General features: G+C 68.7%; 16 protein-coding genes. 6 read left to right on the top strand and 10 right to left on the bottom strand.

The annotated features are described in order from the left end of the window. Positions 1 to 29: 29 nt before the first annotated feature. Complete coding sequence (gene mrdA, locus SMCB_RS08590; protein ID WP_045536331.1) at positions 30 to 2,066, top strand: penicillin-binding protein 2; 2,037 nt, start codon at positions 30 to 32, stop codon at positions 2,064 to 2,066. On the opposite strand, the gene ybeY is transcribed toward mrdA, so the two are convergent. Both ybeY and SMCB_RS08580 read right to left on the bottom strand, forming a co-directional pair. After that, positions 2,042 to 2,536: an rRNA maturation RNase YbeY gene (gene ybeY, locus SMCB_RS08585; protein ID WP_045536329.1), complete on the bottom strand. Its 495-nt coding sequence runs from the start codon at positions 2,534 to 2,536 to the stop codon at positions 2,042 to 2,044. The genes mrdA and ybeY overlap by 25 nt on opposite strands. Next, complete coding sequence (locus SMCB_RS08580; RefSeq protein WP_045536327.1) at positions 2,533 to 3,552, bottom strand: PhoH family protein; 1,020 nt, start codon at positions 3,550 to 3,552, stop codon at positions 2,533 to 2,535. The genes ybeY and SMCB_RS08580 overlap by 4 nt, the downstream gene beginning before the upstream one ends. A 30-nt stretch (positions 3,553 to 3,582) precedes the next feature. Here SMCB_RS08580 and ruvA point away from each other — a divergent pair, with 30 nt between their 5' ends. Next, positions 3,583 to 4,176 (top strand): Holliday junction branch migration protein RuvA, encoded by a 594-nt coding sequence (gene ruvA, locus SMCB_RS08575; protein WP_045536325.1) that lies wholly within the window; start codon positions 3,583 to 3,585, stop codon positions 4,174 to 4,176. A gap of 12 nt (positions 4,177 to 4,188) precedes the next feature. Next, entirely contained in the window at positions 4,189 to 5,250 is a 1,062-nt protein-coding gene (gene ruvB, locus SMCB_RS08570; RefSeq protein ID WP_045536323.1) for a Holliday junction branch migration DNA helicase RuvB, read from the top strand. Between the two features lie 49 nt (positions 5,251 to 5,299). Here the strand turns inward: ruvB and SMCB_RS08565 are convergent, their stop codons facing one another. Continuing rightward, complete coding sequence (locus SMCB_RS08565; RefSeq protein ID WP_045536320.1) at positions 5,300 to 5,938, bottom strand: histidine phosphatase family protein; 639 nt, start codon at positions 5,936 to 5,938, stop codon at positions 5,300 to 5,302. A 92-nt stretch (positions 5,939 to 6,030) separates the two neighbouring features. Between SMCB_RS08565 and SMCB_RS08560 the strand changes: the two genes are divergently transcribed. After that, positions 6,031 to 7,008, top strand: a complete 978-nt coding sequence (locus SMCB_RS08560) for a chemotaxis protein (RefSeq protein WP_045536318.1) — start codon at positions 6,031 to 6,033, stop codon at positions 7,006 to 7,008. A 23-nt stretch (positions 7,009 to 7,031) separates the two neighbouring features. On the opposite strand, the gene ttcA is transcribed toward SMCB_RS08560, so the two are convergent. From ttcA to SMCB_RS08545, 3 genes are all read right to left on the bottom strand, one after another. Next, on the bottom strand, positions 7,032 to 7,997 hold the full coding sequence (gene ttcA, locus SMCB_RS08555; protein WP_082027323.1) for a tRNA 2-thiocytidine(32) synthetase TtcA: 966 nt from the start codon (positions 7,995 to 7,997) through the stop codon (positions 7,032 to 7,034). A 156-nt stretch (positions 7,998 to 8,153) separates the two neighbouring features. Continuing rightward, positions 8,154 to 8,546: a dihydroneopterin aldolase gene (locus SMCB_RS08550; RefSeq protein ID WP_045536316.1), complete on the bottom strand. Its 393-nt coding sequence runs from the start codon at positions 8,544 to 8,546 to the stop codon at positions 8,154 to 8,156. 116 nt (positions 8,547 to 8,662) lie between these two features. After that, on the bottom strand, positions 8,663 to 9,454 hold the full coding sequence (locus tag SMCB_RS08545; RefSeq protein ID WP_045536314.1) for an SDR family oxidoreductase: 792 nt from the start codon (positions 9,452 to 9,454) through the stop codon (positions 8,663 to 8,665). Between the two features lie 104 nt (positions 9,455 to 9,558). Here SMCB_RS08545 and SMCB_RS08540 point away from each other — a divergent pair, with 104 nt between their 5' ends. Beyond that, on the top strand, positions 9,559 to 10,650 hold the full coding sequence (locus SMCB_RS08540; RefSeq protein ID WP_420834890.1) for a class I SAM-dependent methyltransferase: 1,092 nt from the start codon (positions 9,559 to 9,561) through the stop codon (positions 10,648 to 10,650). A 66-nt stretch (positions 10,651 to 10,716) separates the two neighbouring features. Here the strand turns inward: SMCB_RS08540 and SMCB_RS08535 are convergent, their stop codons facing one another. The 4 genes from SMCB_RS08535 to SMCB_RS08520 all read right to left on the bottom strand — a co-directional run bounded on the left by SMCB_RS08535 (position 10,717) and on the right by SMCB_RS08520 (position 15,636). Then, positions 10,717 to 12,045 carry a multifunctional CCA addition/repair protein gene (locus SMCB_RS08535; RefSeq protein ID WP_045536310.1) on the bottom strand — a complete coding sequence of 443 codons (1,329 nt, stop codon included), beginning with the start codon at positions 12,043 to 12,045 and terminating at the stop codon, positions 10,717 to 10,719. Between the two features lie 72 nt (positions 12,046 to 12,117). After that, the gene (locus tag SMCB_RS08530; RefSeq protein ID WP_082027322.1) at positions 12,118 to 12,486 is read right to left on the bottom strand and encodes a metal-sensitive transcriptional regulator; all 369 of its coding nucleotides are present in this window, start codon (positions 12,484 to 12,486) and stop codon (positions 12,118 to 12,120) included. 31 nt (positions 12,487 to 12,517) lie between these two features. Further along, positions 12,518 to 13,465 carry a complex I NDUFA9 subunit family protein gene (locus tag SMCB_RS08525; RefSeq protein ID WP_045536308.1) on the bottom strand — a complete coding sequence of 316 codons (948 nt, stop codon included), beginning with the start codon at positions 13,463 to 13,465 and terminating at the stop codon, positions 12,518 to 12,520. A gap of 50 nt (positions 13,466 to 13,515) precedes the next feature. Then, complete coding sequence (locus SMCB_RS08520) at positions 13,516 to 15,636, bottom strand: lytic transglycosylase domain-containing protein (protein WP_082027321.1); 2,121 nt, start codon at positions 15,634 to 15,636, stop codon at positions 13,516 to 13,518. Positions 15,637 to 15,645: 9 nt separating this feature from the next. On the opposite strand from SMCB_RS08520, the gene SMCB_RS08515 reads away from it, so the two are divergent. Further along, positions 15,646 to 16,260 (top strand): 5-formyltetrahydrofolate cyclo-ligase, encoded by a 615-nt coding sequence (locus SMCB_RS08515; protein ID WP_045536306.1) that lies wholly within the window; start codon positions 15,646 to 15,648, stop codon positions 16,258 to 16,260. Positions 16,261 to 16,264: the final 4 nt, after the last annotated feature.

Here is a 16,264-nt window from a genome sequence, read left to right as displayed (position 1 = left end):
GCCAGCGCCACAGCCAGCGCCCGCCTGCCATGCACGACGTTGAACTTCAGCTGTTGCGTTTTCGACGCCGGGCGCAGATCGCGCTCGTGGTGGTGTTGCTGGCCTTGGGGCTGCTGGCTTTGCGCATGTATGTGCTGCAAATTCAGCGCCATGCCGATTTACAGACCCGCGCCGAGAGCAACCGCACCGCCGTCATCCCGCTGCCGCCGTTGCGTGGCCAGATCGTGGACCGCCACGGTGTTCTGCTGGCCGACAGCCTGGCGGTGTTTACGCTCGAAATCACGCCGGCTTTGGTGGCCGACATGGACCACACCCTGCAGACGCTGGCCGAGCTGGTGCCGATCACCCCGGGCGAGTTGCGCCGCTTTCAACGCCTGCGCGCCGAATCGCACCGCTTTGCCTCGCTGCCGCTGCGCAGTCGGCTGACGCCCGAAGAAATGTCGGTGCTGGCGGCGCAACTGTTTCGCCTGCCCGGGGTCTCGATCCAGGCGCGGCACCTGCGCTACTACCCGCTGGGTGCGTCAGCGGCTCATGTGGTCGGACATGTGGGGCGCATCAACCAGCGCGACCGCGAGCGCATGGCCGAATGGCCGCCCGAAAAGCAAGCCAACTACCGGGGCTCCGACCACATCGGCAGACTGGGGGTGGAGCAAAGCCACGAAGCGTTGCTGCACGGCAGCACCGGGTTTCGCCGGGTCGAGATCAACTCGCACGGCCAGGTGCTGCGCACGCTCGAGACCGTGCCCGCCCGCACCGGCCAAACGCTGCGCCTGACGCTGGATGCGCGCTTGCAGCACTTGGTGGAACAACTGTTTGGCGCGCGCCGCGGTGCCTTGGTGGCCATCGACGTGCGCAACGGCGAGGTGCTGGCTTTCGTGAGCATGCCCAGTTTTGACCCCAATTCTTTTGTCGATGGCATCGGCGTGGAAGAATGGCGCGCCCTGAACGAGTCGATCGAGCGCCCGCTGTTCAACCGGGCTTTGCGCGGCACCTATCCGCCGGGCTCAACCTTCAAGCCCTTCATGGCCTTGGCCGGGCTGGAGCTGGGGCTGCGCCGCCCCGAAACCACGGTCTATGACCCGGGCTTTTGGGTGCTGGGCAACCAACGTTTTCGCAGCGTGGGCGAGCGCCATTTGGGGCACGTGGACTTGCGCAGCGGCATGGCGGTGTCGAGCAACGTGTACTACTACACGCTGGCGCACGAGATGGGCATCGACGTCCTGCACGGCTTTATGCACCCCCAAGGCTTTGGCCAGCGCACCGGCATCGACTTGGTGGGCGAGGGGCGCGGCCTGTTGCCCAACCAAGCTTGGAAGCGCAGCGCCTACAGCCACCCGGCGCAGCAGCGCTGGTTCCCTGGTGACACGGTGGCCGTGGGCATCGGGCAGGGCTACAGCGCGTTTACCATGCTGCAACTGGCCCATGCCACCGCCACCTTGGCCAACGGGGGCGTGCGCCATCAGCCGCACTTGGGGCTGCGCGCCTACGCCTTGGGTGAGCCCCGGGGGCGCGAACTGGCGACGCACCAAGGCACGCCCATGGGCTGGCAGAGCCAGAACCTGCAAGCGGTGCTCGAGGCCATGGAGGCGGTGAACCTGCCCGGCGGCACGGCGGCGGGGGTGTTTGCCGGTGCGCCCTACCGCAGCGGTGGCAAGACCGGCACCGCGCAGGCGGTGGGTATCGGGCAACGGGAGCGCTACGACGCCGCGCAGCTCGAGGAGCACCAGCGCAGCCACTCGCTCTACATCGGCTTTGCGCCGCTGGAGGCGCCCACGGTGGCGCTGGCGGTGATCGTGGAGAACGCCGGCTTTGGCTCGGTGGCCGCGGCCCCGATCGCGCGCCGGGTGTTCGACTACCTGCTGCTGGGCCTGTACCCGAGCGAGGCCGACATCGCCGCCACCGCCCTGGGCCAGACCCGAGCGCCCACGGGGCTGCAGCGGCTGGCGCGCGAAGTCGCCTGGCCGGGGCGCCCAGCGCCGCCAGCCCCGCAACCAGCGCCGGCCGTGCAGCCAGCGCTGGTCTCGCAGCCAGCGCCAGCGACTCAACCAGCTGCGGTGCCCCGGTAGGGGTCGGAAAAGCCCAAGCCGGCCAAAATCTGCGTTTCGCGCGCTTCCATGGCTTCGGCGTCGGCGGCGCTGGTTTCGTGCTCCCAGCCTTGGGCGTGTAAGCAGCCGTGCACCAGCAGGTGCGCGTAGTGCTGCTGCAGGGTCTTGCCCTGCTCGGCGGCCTCGCGCTCCAGCACCGGGGCGCACAGCACCAGATCGGCCTGCACCACCGGTTCTGCCGCGTAGTCGAAGGTCAGCACGTTGGTGGCGTAGTCTTTGCCGCGGTAGTCGCGGTTCAGGACCCGGGCTTCGTCGGTGCCGACGATGCGCACCGTGAGCTCGGCCGGGCACTCCAGCGCGTGGCGCAGCCAGCGCCGCACCAAGTGCCGGGGCAGGGCGGCGCGGTGCGCGGCCAAGTTCAGGCCCGCTTGGGTGTCGGCCGCCTCGGGGCGCGCATATTGCAGCGACAGCATAAGGGTGGGCAGCTTCATGGGGCGGGCTCGGCAGCGAGCGGGGGTGGGCGGCGGCTGCGCCGGCTGGCGGGTGCGGCGCTGTGGTCGCTGGCGTGAGCAAGGCCAGCGCTGTCGTAGGCATCGACGATGCGCGCCACCAGCGGGTGGCGCACCACGTCGGCGCTGGAAAAGCGGCTAAAGGCGATGCCTTGGGTGCGCTTGAGGACGCGCTCGGCGTCGATCAGGCCGCTCAACTGGGTGCGCGGCAGGTCGATCTGGCTTACGTCGCCGGTGATCACGGCTTTGGAGCCAAAGCCGATGCGCGTCAGAAACATCTTCATCTGCTCGGGCGTGGTGTTTTGCGCTTCGTCGAGGATGACAAAGGCGTGGTTTAGGGTGCGCCCGCGCATGAAGGCCAGCGGCGCGATCTCGATTTGCTGGCGCTCAAAGGCCCGGTGCACCTGCTCGAGCCCCATCAGGTCGTAGAGCGCGTCGTAGAGCGGGCGCAGATAGGGGTCCACCTTTTGCGCCAGATCGCCGGGCAAAAACCCGAGGCGCTCACCAGCCTCGACCGCCGGCCGCGTGAGCACGATGCGCTGCACGGCGCTGCGCTCGAGCGCATCGACGGCGCAGGCGACCGCGAGGTAGGTCTTGCCGGTGCCGGCTGGCCCGATGCCGAAGGTGATGTCGTGCGTGGCCATGTGCGTGAGGTAGCGGCGCTGGTTGGCGCTGCGGCCGCGCAGTTCGCCGCGCCGCGTTTGCAGCGCCGGGGCCTCGTCGGCCCCCGGCGCAGCGGGCAAGGCGGTGTCGCCGCTGAGCATGAGCTGCACTTTTTCTGCGGGGATGGGCGCGCGCGCCTGCTCGTACAGCGCCTGCAAGACCTCGAGCGCCTGCTGCGCGCGCGCCTTGGGGCCTTCGATGCGAAACTGCTCGAAGCGGTGCACCAGCTTGACTTGGAGCGCGGCCTCGATCTGGCGCAAATGGGCATCGAGCGGGCCGCACAGGTGCGCCATGCGCAGGTTGTCGGGCGGGGTGAAGGTGTGGCGCAGAATCAAACCGATAATCCGCAAAAAAGGAAAACCCCAATGATAGGCAAATTGAGCGGCACCCTGCTAGAAAAAACGCCACCGCAGATCGTGATCGACTGCCACGGCGTCGGCTACGAGGTCGAGGTGCCGATGAGCACCTACTACGGCCTGCCGGCCTTGGGCGCGCCCGTGGCCTTGCTGACGCAGCACGTGGTGCGCGAAGACGCGCAACTGCTGTACGGCTTTGCCACGGCGGCCGAGCGCAGCGCCTTTAGGCATCTGATCAAAATCAGCGGCGTGGGGCCGCGCACCGCCCTGGCGCTGTTGTCGGGCCTGAGCGTGGCCGAGCTGGCGCAGGCCGTGACGGCGCAGGAAGCGCGCCGGCTGCTCAAGGTGCCGGGCATCGGCAGCAAAACCGCCGAGCGCTTGCTGCTCGAGCTGCGCGGCAAGCTCGGGTCCGAGCTGGGCCTGCCCGCCACACAAGCCGGGGCCGCGGCAGCACCGGCCAACGCCGAGCAGGCCGACATCGAGCAAGCCCTGCTGGCGCTGGGCTACAGCGAGCGCGAAGCCGCCGCCGCCCTCAAGGCGCTGCCACCGGCGGTGGGGGTGAGCGAAGGCATCCGGCTGGCGCTCAAGGCGCTGGCGCGCTAAGAAAATCCCCACATGACCATCCAGACCGACGATTTTGCCCCCGCCGCGCCCCGGCGCACCGTGTCGGCGCAGCCCGAGAGCCCGCGCGAAGAGGCGCTCGAGCGCGCGCTGCGCCCCAAGGGTCTGGCCGAGTACGTGGGGCAGGCCAAGGCGCGCGAGCAGCTCGAGATCTTCATCGGCGCGGCCAAAAAACGGCGCGAGGCGCTGGATCACGTGCTGCTGTTTGGCCCGCCGGGCCTGGGCAAAACCACGCTATCGCACATCATCGCGCACGAGCTCGGGGTCAACTTGCGCCAAACCAGCGGCCCGGTGCTGGAAAAGCCCAAAGACCTGGCGGCCTTGCTGACCAACCTCGAGCCCAACGATGTGCTGTTCATCGACGAAATCCACCGTCTGTCGCCGGTGGTGGAAGAAATCCTCTACCCGGCGCTCGAGGACTACCAGATCGACATCATGATCGGCGAAGGACCGGCGGCGCGCTCGATCAAGCTCGATCTGCAGCCCTTTACGCTGGTTGGCGCGACCACGCGCGCCGGCATGCTCACCAACCCGCTGCGCGATCGCTTTGGCATCGTGGCGCGGCTGGAGTTTTACACCCCGCAAGAGCTGGAGCTGATCGTGCGTCGCAGCGCCAGCTTGCTGCAGGTGCCGCTGGATGCCGCCGGCGGCTTTGAGATCGCGCGCCGTTCGCGCGGCACGCCGCGCATCGCCAACCGGCTGCTGCGCCGGGTGCGCGACTACGCCGAAGTCAAGGGCAATGGCCGCATCACCGAGGAGGCGGCGCAGCGCGCGCTGGCCATGCTCGACGTCGATGCACTCGGCTTTGACCTGATGGACCGCAAGCTGCTCGAGGCGCTGATCCACAAGTTCGACGGCGGTCCCGTGGGGCTGGACAACATCGCCGCCAGCATCGGCGAGGAGCCCGGCACGATCGAGGACGTGATCGAGCCCTACCTGATCCAGCAAGGCTACCTGCAGCGCACGCCGCGCGGTCGCATCGCCACCCAAGCGGCCTATCGGCACTTGGGGCTGGCCGCGCCCAGCGCCGCTCATGACCTGTTTGCCGCCGAGTAAAAGGGCCCTCTGCGCACTCCCCCAGCAGGCGTTGCCGCCCCTCCGTCCTTTAGCTCAGCGGTTCGTCGCTGGGTGCGGTGTCGAGGTGCAGGGTGTCGGACCAGCCCACCAGCCGCAGCCCCTGCGGGCTCCAGAGCAGGCGGTTGATGGCGGCGTTGCCCAGCTGCCAGGTGCGCGGTGCCTGCAGATCGACCCCGGTGGCCAAGCGGTACAAGGTGTCGAGCACGCCGCCGTGGGTGACGACCACGATCTGCTGCCCCAGGTGGGCGGCCGCCACTTCTTCCAGCGCCTGCAATACGCGCTGGCGCAGCACGAGCAGCGACTCGCCGCCCGGCGGGGCAAAGTCGGGCACGCGGCGCCGCCAGAGCTCGGTGAGTTCGGGCTGCGTGGTTTCGAGCTCGCTCCAGCGGCTGCCTTGGCAGACGCCAAAGTGGCGCTCGCGCAAGCCCAGGTGCAGCTGCGTGCTCAAGCCTTGGGCGCGGGCGATGGCGGCCGCGGTGTCGGCAGCGCGCGACAGGTCGCTGCTGTATACCGCGCCCAGGGGCTCGCCGCGCAGCGCCTCGGCGGTGCGCTCGGCCTGCCAGCGACCGGTCATGTTGAGCTCGATGTCGAGCTGGCCCTGGATGCGGTTGTCGCGGTTCCAGGCCGTCTCGCCGTGTCGGATCGCCAAAATGCGGGTGCAATACACGCTCGTGTCCCCTAAAAAACAGCCGACGGTTCATCGGCAAGCCCTAGAATGGTAACGAGGATGGCGCGGTGCCATCGCTTCGAGGAGTGTTTATGCCCACAGCGGCCCAAAAAGAGATCGACGAACGCACCAACCTGACCGGCTCGAACAAGTTCGAGATGCTGCTGTTTCGCCTCGGCAACGCCGCCGGCACCGAGCGCTCCGAGCTGTTTGGCATCAACGTCTTCAAAATCCGCGAGATCGTTGCCATGCCGGCGGTCACCGCCATGGCCGGCGCGCCGCAACACGTGCTCGGGGTGGTGAACCTGCGCGGCCAAGTGATTCCCGTGATCGACCTGCCGGCGGTGGTGGGCTGCGTGCCCAAGAGCGGCCTGAACATCATGCTGGTGACCGAGTATGCGCGCACCACGCAGGCCTTTGCGGCCGAGGCGGTCGAAGACATCGTGCGCTTGGATTGGAAGCAGATCCTGTCGGCCGACGAAGCCATGGCGCGCGGCTTTGTCACCAGCATCGCGCGCCTGGACGGCGACCAAAACACCACCCGCTTGGCGCAAATCCTCGATGTGGAGTCGATCCTGCAGCGCATTTTGCCTGCCGACCAAGCCGACCTCAAGGCCAACTCCAGCGGACCGGCGCTCAAGCTGCGCCCCGGTGCGATCATTCTGGCCGCAGACGATTCCTTTGTGGCGCGCGCCATGATCGAGCAAGAGCTCAAGGCGTTGCAATTGCCCTACGAGATGACCAAAACCGGCCAAGAGGCTTGGAACCGGCTGCAAGCCATCGCCGCCGAATGCCAAGCCCAAGGGCTGGAGTTGCGCGAGCGCGTGGCGCTGGTGCTCACCGACCTCGAAATGCCCGAGATGGACGGCTTTACCCTGACGCGCAACATCAAAAAAGACCCGCTTATGCGCGGCCTGCCGGTGGTGATCCATTCGTCGCTCACCGGCGACACCAACGAGCAGCATGTGCGCAGCGCCGGGGCCGACGCCTACGTGGCCAAGTTTGCCGCGCGCGAGCTCGACGTGGCGCTGCGCGACGCGCTGGCGCGCTACGAAGCCGTGGTGGCCTAATCGGTGTGATAGGTCTAAGAGGCCTATAAGGCTGGCTGGGCGGCTGGCTGGGAGTTGCTGGAGGCGCTGCTGCTGGCCCTTGGGCCCGTTGGCGCCCGTGTGGGCAGGGGCAGCGCCACCGATTGCAGCGTGGGGGTTGCTGGCCCCGCAGGTGGGTCGGGGGCGTCAAAAACGGTGTCGCCGTCGCCAACGGGCTGGCCCGTGGTCTGCAGCGTCTCGAAGGGGAACAGCTCGCGGTCCATCAGGTGGCTGGGCACCACGCTTTGCAGCGCCTTGAGCATGTTGTCAAGCCGCCCGGGGTGCTGGCGTTCCCATTCGCGCAGCATCTGCCCGACCTGCACCCGTTGCAGGTTGTCTTGGCTGCCGCACAGGTTGCAGGGGATGATCGGGAACTGGCGCACTTGGGCCCAGCGCACCAGGTCGGGCTCGGCCACGTAGGCCAGCGGCCGCAGCACCATGAATTCGCCGTTGTCGCTCACCAGCTTGGCCGGCATGCCTTTGAGCTTGGCGCCAAAAAACATGTTGAGCAGCAGCGTTTGCAAGATGTCGTCGCGGTGGTGCCCGAGCGCGATCTTGTTGCAGCCCAGTTCGCGCGCCACGCGGTACAAAATGCCCCGGCGCAAGCGGCTGCACAGGCTGCAGGTGGTCTTGCCCTCGGGGATGATTTTTTTCACCACGCTGTACGTGTCTTGGGTTTCGATGTGAAACGGCACCCCGAGCTGCGTCAGGTAAGCCGGCAGCACCTCGGCTGGGAAGCCGGGCTGTTTTTGGTCTAGGTTGACGGCGATGAGTTCGAAGTCGATCGGCGCGCGCTGACGCAGCTTGAGCAAAATGTCGAGCAGCGTGTAGCTGTCTTTGCCGCCCGATAGGCAGACCATGATGCGGTCGCCGGCCTCGATCATGGCGTAGTCGGCAATCGCCTGGCCCACCAGCCGGCACAGGCGTTTTTCGAGTTTGTGGTTTTCGCGTTCGATTTTGTCGGGGTTCATGTCAGGGATTTCCAATCTGGGTCGGGCATGCATGCGTGGCATGAAGGCATCGAACGTGGCCACGGTGTAGGCTGGGCAATGTGATGCGCTGAGGATAACTTGCCTAAATTTGCTTGATTGGTCCGCCTGCAAGCGCCAGCGCGCTGCTGCGCGGGCTCACCACTGCCCGCTCTCGATGCGGATGGCGACTTCGCAGTCGTCAAAAATTTCGAGCTTGGCGATGCGCACCCGCACCCCGACCACGCCCGGCAGCCGCAGCAGGCGCTGGGCCAGCTTGCCGATCAGGCTCTCGAGCAGGTTCACGTGCTCGGCGGTGCACTCGTCGATGATGATCTGGCGCACCTTGCGGTAGTCGAGCACATGGCTGATGTCATCGTCGTGCGGCTGCAGCGGCTGCGGCCCTTGGTTGAGCTCGGCATCGACTTGGATGGGTTGCGGCGCGCAGCGCTCATGATCGAGGATCCCAAGGTTGGCGGCAAAGCGCAGGCCAGTCAGCGTCAGGACTTGGGTGCCGCTGTCGGGGGCGTTGCCGGGCGGGAGTGGGGTCATGGGTGGATTAAAAATGCGATTCGAAGGGCGCCGCTAAAGAGGCTGGAAACAAGGGGCGGTTGACAAGGGGCAGTTGACAAGGGTGGCTTGCTGGCCCGCTCTGCGCGGGGCGTGGTTTACATGAGCGAAAAGTCGCGCTCGAAGCGTTGCAGATGCTGGCCGCCATCGACCAGCAGCGTGCTGCCGGTGACCGAGCGGTTGTCGAGCGCAAAGCGCACTGCGGCGGCCACGTCTTCGGGACTGGAGGAACGACCCAGTGGCGACTGGCGGTGCAGTTGCGCAAACTTGGCCTCGTCGAGCAGGTGGCTGGTGAGCGTGAGGCCCGGGGCCACGCCGACCACGCGCACCAGGGGCGCCAGCGCCAGCGCCAACATGGTGGTGGCGCAGTGCAGCGCGGCTTTGGACAGGGTGTAGCTGAAAAAATCCGGGTTCAGGTTCCACAGCTTTTGGTCGAGCAGGTTGACCACCACGCCTGCGGCGCTGGCTGTAGGCGTGCGCTGGCCTAAGTGCTGGTGCAAGGCCTGCGCCAGCAGCACCGCCGGCGCCGTGTTGCTGCGCAGGTGCTGCTCTAGGCTGGCGTAGCTGAAGCTGGCGGCGCTGTCGTGCTCGAAGGTCGAGGCGTTGTTGACCACGGCATCGAGGCGGCCAAAGCGCTGCAGCACCAGCGGCACCAAGGCACGGCAGGCCGCTTCGTCGGCCAGATCGGCGCCAAATACAGCGGCCTGCACGCCCAGCAGGCGGCAGTCGGCGGCGCATTGTTCGGCCTCGAGCGCCGAGTGGCGGTAGTGCAGGGCCAAGTTCCAGCCGGCGGCGGCCAAGTCGAGCGCGATGCGGCGCCCAAGCCGTTTGGCTGCACCGGTGACGAGCACGCAGCGCGCTTCACCAGCGGCGGGGGTGGAGGACGACATGGGGGACAATCCGATCTGTGGACAGACAAACGCCCATTTTATCGACCCTCTCCGGGTTGCCTCCGGTCCCTACCGGAGCGGCTTGGCCATTGCACGAGCGCATCGTGGCCGCACTGGCCGACGCCGGCGGCTGGTTGCCCTTTGACCGTTTCATGGCATTGGCGCTGTACAGCCCGGGCTGGGGTTACTACGCCAGCGCCAGCCCAAAGTTTGGCGCCATGCCCGCCAGCGGCAGCGATTTTGTCACCGCGCCCGAGCTGTGTCCCGCCTTTGGCCGCACCTTGGCGCGCCAAGTGGCGCAGGCGCTGGCGGCCAGCGGCACGCAGGAGGTGTGGGAGTTTGGCGGCGGCAGCGGGGCGCTGGCGCAGCAGGTGCTGCAGCAGCTGCAGGCCGATGGGGTGGCGCTGGCGCGCTACACCCTCGTCGAGCTGTCGGCCGAGTTGCGCTGGCGCCAGCAGCAGCGGCTGGCAGACTTTGCCCCGCGCGTGGTCTGGGCCGAGGCCTTGCCGCCGCAGATGCAGGGGGTGATTTTGGGCAACGAGGTGCTCGACGCCATGCCGGTGCAGCTGCTGCTGCGCTGTGGCGGCGTGTGGTACGAGCGTGGGGTGGTGTTGGCGGGGGCGGAAGGGGTGGCTGAGGGGGTGGCCCCAGCGTTTGCCTGGGCCGATCGCGCCACCGACTTGCGCCCGCCGCTGGCAATCGCCGGCACACACGACTACCTGTGCGAAATCCACCCGCAGGCCGAGGCCTTCATCGCTACACTGGCCGAGCGCTGGCAGCGCGGGGTGGCGTTTTTCATCGATTACGGCTTCCCCGAGGCCGAGTACTACCACCCGCAGCGTAGCAGCGGCACCCTGATGTGCCACCGCGCGCACCGCGCCGACGCCGATCCGCTGGTCGATGTGGGCCGCAAAGACATCACGGCGCATGTGAACTTCACCGGCATCGCCGTGGCGGCGCAGCAGGCTGGCCTGCAGGTGCTGGGTTACAACAGCCAAGGCCGGTTTTTGCTCAACGCCGGGCTGCTCGACGGCGCCGACGGCTGGCCGCTGGCCGAGCGCGCCGCCGCCGCCCGGCTGGTGAACGAGCACGAGATGGGTGAGCTGTTCAAGGTGCTGGCGCTGGCGCCGGCAACGTTGCCGGCGGACTGGCTGCCCACGGGGCTGCTGACCGGGGATCGGACGCACAGGCTTTGAGCGGCGGGGCGGGCTAGGAAGGTTGGAGCGGATGAGCGGCCCAAGCGGTCAAGCAGGTAAAGCGGCCTAAGCATCGGCTTGCGGGGCTGCCGGCAAGGCCGCCGCGATGGCGGCCTCGCGCAGCGCCTCGATGGCGCGCCCGATCTGCAGGCCGCTGCTGCGCGGGTTGGCTCCGGGCTGCGCCTGCACGGCCGCGGCCACGCCGGCGGTGTCGGCGGCCAGCGCCGCTTGCAGGGCCAGGCGCAGCCGCTGTGCTTGCGGGTAGGGCGCGTCGTGGTGGCCCAGCCGGCCGCGGGCGTCGGCTTCGCAGGCCAGCAGCACCTGCTCGAAACGCTCAGGCCGGCGCAGCGCATCGCAGCGCTGCAGCAAGCGCAGCGTGGCCCCGGCGCTTAAGTTCAGGCTGGCGTGGATGTGGCCGTGCTCGCGCGCCACCACGTCGGCCAGTTCGCGGCAGTCGCGCGGCACGCGCCAGCGCTGCCCAATGGCCTGCGCCAGCCGGGCGCTGCGCTGCTCGTGCCCGTGGTGGCGCGGCAGCAGCTCGGCCGGGGTCGTGCCCTTGCCCAAATCGTGACACAGGCAGGCGTAGCGCACCTCCAGCCCGGCGCCCAGCTGCGCCGCCATGTCGAGCACCATTTCGAGGTGCGTGCCGGTGTCGATTTCGGGGTGGTACTCGGCGCGCTGCGGCACGCCCCAGAGCGCATCGACTTCGGGCAGCAGCACGCGCAGCGCGCCGCACTGGCGCAGCACCGCCAGCATGCGCGAGGGCCGGGGCTCTTGCAGGCCGCGCGCCAGCTCTTGCCAGACGCGCTCGGGCACCAGGTGGTCGGCCTCGCCGTGCGCCACCATCTGCTGCATCAGGCTCAGGGTTTCGGGGGCAATTTGAAAGTCGCTCCAGCGCGCCGCAAAGCGCGCCATGCGCAACAGGCGCACCGGGTCTTCGGCAAAGGCGTGGGTGACGTGGCGCAGCACCTTGGCTTGCAAGTCGGCGCGGCCGCCGTAGGGGTCGATCAGCGCCGGGCTGTGCGGGTCGAAGCGCCCGTCGGGGTCGAGCGCCGCAGCGGGCAGCGCCATGGCGTTGATGCTCAGGTCGCGCCGCCCCAAGTCTTGCTCGATGGTCACCGTGGGGTCGGCGTAAAAATCGAAGCCGTGGTAGCCGCGCGCGGTTTTGCGCTCGGTGCGCGCCAACGCGTATTCCTCGTGTGTGCGCGGGTGCAAAAACACCGGAAAGTCGCGCCCCACGGGCAGAAAGCCCTGGGCCCGCATCTGTTCGGGCGTGGCGCCGACCACGACCCAGTCGCGGTCGGCGTGCACGCTGCCGTCGGGGCGGCGGTGGGCTAAGTGGTAGTGGCCGAGCAGGCCGTCGCGCACGGCGCCGCCGACGAGGTAGATGCGCATCGGGAGGTGGCTGGTGGCAGCGGGTGCTGGCGGTGGCAGGTGAGGGGGCAGCTCAGCTGCGTGCTCAGCCGCTCAAGCGTATTTTTCGAGGATGCGGGTGGAGCGCTCGAGATCGTTGCCGGCGTCGGCGCTGGCGGCGGCTTCCATCATCGAGCAGGCCATCATGCGGTAAAAGGCCTTGTCGAGCGCCTTGCGGGCGGCGGCCATCTGCTGGGCGATGTCTTCGCAGGGGCGGCCGTCTTCGATCATCTGCACCAAGGCGCGCACTTGGCCTTCGATGCGGCGCAGCCGGTTGCTGACGTCGCGCTGGTGCTGGGCGCGGTGCGCCGAGATCGGCTCGGGCGCGGCCGCGTCAGCCGGTGCTTGTGCGGCGTTTTTCAAGGGTGCGGCGGACGCTGGTGTGGCAGCTTTGGCTGCCGGCTTGGGTGTGCTCTTGCTCATGGTGGGTAGGGGGGTGGTGGCTTGTGGCCGGTTACTTGCGATGGACAGCGTGTTTGCGCAGGGCCAGCAGCGGGTCGGCGCGGCCGGCTTGATCGAGGTAGCGCGCCGCCAGCGGCTCCAGCGCCTGGGGTTCGATGCCCAGTGCGCGCAGGTCCGGCAGTTGGCCGCTGGCCACGTTGTCCACTTCGAGCGAGCGCAGGTTGTCGGCGCTGAGCAGCGGCTCACCGGGCAGCAGCTGCATCAGCAACGCCTGCGCATAGCCCAGTGCGCGCGGCAGGGGCAGCACGGGCCGCGGGTGGCCCGACAGCCGGCCCGCCAAGCGCACCAAGTCGGCCAAGCTAAAGGTCTCGGGGCCGGCACACTCGATGATCTGGCCGCTGGTGGCGGGGTGCAGCAGGCAGTGCAGCAGCGCCCGCGCCACGTCACCCACCCAGACCGGCTGCAGCCGCGCCTGCGATCCGGCCAGCGGCATGAGTGGAAACAGCTTTTGCAGCGAGGCAAACAGGTTGAGGAAGCGGTCTTCGGCGCCGAAGATCACGCTCGGGCGCAGGATGGTGAGCTCGAGCCCGGCGGCTTGCAGCACGGCCTCGCCGGCGGCTTTGCTGCGCTGGTACTCCGACGGTCCGCTGGCGCTGGCGCCCAGCGCGCTCACGTGCACCAAGCGGCGCACACCGCTGGCTTGCATGGCGGCGGCGAGCCGGCGCGGCAATTCCACGTGCACCTGCTCGAAGCGCGCCCGGCTGCCGTGCAGCACCGCGATCAGGTTGACCACGGCGTCGTGGCCAGGCAGCAGCCGCGCCAGCGCGGCCGCATCGTGCACATCGGCCTCTAGCGGTTGCACCAAGGGCAGCATCTGCACCGCTTGGGCGTTGTTCAGGCGGCGCGTGGGCACGGTGGCGCGGATGCCGGCGCGGTTGAGGTGTTCGCACAGGTGGCGGCCGACAAAGCCGGTGCCGCCCAGAACCAAAACGTTTTTCATGAGGTACAAATGCAGTGTAGGTGGGGGTGTGAAAAGAGGGGGTTTGGTTTTCAGGGCCGCTGGGCTAAAGGCACCGGGGCGCTGGCGGCGGGGGTGGCGCGCGGCCCGATCGGCTGCAGGTGCGCGCGCAGGCTCTGTGGTTGGCCGCTGATCAGGGCGGCGTAGTTGGTGCCGTTGGCCAGCACGCGCTGCACGTAGTCGCGGGTTTCGGCAAAGGGGATGTTTTCGATCCAGATCGCGGCTTCGAGCACCGGGCCGTTGCGCCACTGCTGCGGGCGCCCAATGCCGGCGTTGTAGGCGGCGGCGGCGAGCACGCGCGAGCCGTCGAGCTGCTCTAGGCGCCATTGCAGGTAGGCGGTACCCAAGGCGATGTTGACGTCGAGCTGGTTGACCTGATCTTGGGTGAAGTTTTGCAGCCCGATGCGCCGCGCCACCAGACGCGCGGTGGCGGGCATGAGCTGCATCAGCCCCGAAGCACCGACGTGCGAGCGCGCATCCATGATGAAGCGGCTTTCTTGGCGAATCAGGCCAAAGACGTAGGCCGGATCCAGCCCGATGGCCCGCGACTGGGCCAACACCTGGTCGCGAAACGGCATCGGGAAGCGCTGCAGGTGGTCGATCTCGGTGCGGGTGCGCTCGCTGGTGTTGATGCAACGGTCCCAGACTTGGCGGCTGCAGGCGAAGTCGGCGGCGGCTAGCAGTTCGCGCTCGCTCAGGCCGCCGCTGCGGTGCACGATGATGTGGTAGTTCCACTCGCGTACGCCATCGTTGCGCAGCCCGATGGCAATGGCGTGCAGGGCGCGCTGCAGACCCGGGTGCTGGCGCGCGGCGGCGATTTCGGCCGCCGTCAGGGGGGCGGGGGCGGGTGGGGTGCTGATGCGCTGGCCCAGGGCTTCGAGCGCCAACTGCTCGTAAAAACCGCCCACGCCGGCGATGCGGCGCTGGATTTGCTGCGCCTGTTCGCGCCATTGCTGCGCCTGTGCCGCTTGACGGGCCGGCAGGCTGGCGGCGCGTTCGTTCAGGGCGCGCGCCAACCAGTAGCTCCAGACCGCTTCGTCGCGCTGCGCGCTGCCCATGGCCATGATGGCGTCGTGTACCCGGTTCCAGTCGCCGGCGCGCAAGGCGGCACGCGTGGCCCAGATCAGGTGCGAGTCGTGCAGCAGATCAAGCTGGGTGTGGCCAAAGGCGGCGTGGGCCTCGGAGTTCAGGCGCTGGGCTTGGCGGCGCCCGATCACGGCCCAGACCCAGCTCTGCGCTTCGGCGCTCAGGTGCAAGCGCCAGCGCGCTTGGTGCATGGCGTCGGTGGCGGCTGGGGGGTCTTCCATGGCCAGCCGGATGAGTGCCAGTGTGGCCAGTTCGGGGGCGGGCAGGCGCTCGGCGCTGCCGGCGGCGTCGATGAAGCGCTGTGGCTGGCTGACGAGGCCCGCCACCTGCTGCGCCCACTGCGGGTTAATCAGGCCCACGGCTTGCGCCGCCGTGCCGGGCAGATTGCCCTCGGTGGCTAGGCGCGCGCGCTGCCAGACCACGGCTGCGGGCAGGTCGCCGCTGGCAAGCAGGCGCTCGGCGGCGTGGGCGCAGCCGTCGTCGGCCCGGGTTTGCGCCAACCAGAGCGCGGGCAAGGCGGCGGCGCGCTCGGCCGCCGGGCGCTCGCGCTGGGCCACCAAGGCGTAGCAGCGGATTTCGCGGTCGGCGGTGAGGCGGAAATCGGCAAACTCCTGGTTGAAGGTGTTCCAGTCGCGCGCGCGCCCGAGCAGCAGCAGCCAGTCAGCGCGCAGGCGGTTTTCGTAAAAGGTGCCGCTCCAGCGGCGCAGAAAGGCGCGGATTTCGTCGGGGTTGGCGCTCTCGAGGCGCGCCGCCAGCACCCAGTACTGGGCCAGCGGTTCGAGCGGGTGCCCGGCCACTTGCGGCAGCAGGGCGGCCAGGCGCGCGTGGTTGCGGCGCTCGAAGGCCTGCTCCATCTCGAGCAGCGCTTGCTCGGCCCGGCTCAGGGGCGCAGGTGCCGCGGCTGCGGCTGGCGCGCTCAAGGTCGCTGCGCTGGGGTTGGCCGCCACCGCGGCAGGCAGTAAGATGCACGCCAGCAGGGTGGCAAACCAGCGCAGCCGCCGCCTGGGCTGGGTGGGTGCGAACGGGCGCAGCGACGCCTTGGGTTGAGCAACGAACAATCTGAACATAGGCCGATTATGAACAACAACCGCCCGCCTGACCAGATGGCGCGCAAAGCCCAGTGGCGCCAGCGCCTGATCGAGCAGCGCCTGCGCCTGGGCGACCGGCTGGCGCGCAACGACGCGCTGCAGCGCGTGCTGCGGGTCTGGCTGGTGGATCGGCCCGACAGCGCCATCGGCGCCTACTGGCCGATCAAGGGCGAGTTCGACCCGCTGCCGGCGCTGTTTCGCTGGCAGGAGGCCGGGCGCGAGGCCGACGCGCTGGGCGCCAGCCGCGAACGCAAAATCGGCCTGCCGGTGATCGACAAGGCCAGCAAAACCCTGAGCTTTCACCGCTGGTACCCGGGCTGCCCGATGGAGCCCGACGCCTACGACATCCCCAAACCCTGCGGCACCGAGCGCATCACGCCCACGCTGCTGTTCGTGCCCTGCGTGGGCTACGGGCCGGGCGGCTACCGGCTGGGCTACGGCGGCGGTTTTTATGACCGCACGCTGGCGCAACTGCAGCCCCGCCCCTACACCGTGGGGCTGGCGTACACGCACGGGTTTTTGCCCGAGCTCGAACCCGAGCCGCACGACTGGCCGCTGGACGCGATCTTGAACGACAACGGCGTGGTCTGGCCGCTGGACTGAAGCG

This window comes from Serpentinimonas maccroryi (assembly GCF_000828915.1).
In the GTDB taxonomy this organism is placed as follows: domain Bacteria; phylum Pseudomonadota; class Gammaproteobacteria; order Burkholderiales; family Burkholderiaceae_C; genus Serpentinimonas; species Serpentinimonas maccroryi.
The sequence above is the reverse complement of the archived record's forward strand: the minus strand, read 5'-3'. Positions and strand labels throughout refer to the sequence as shown.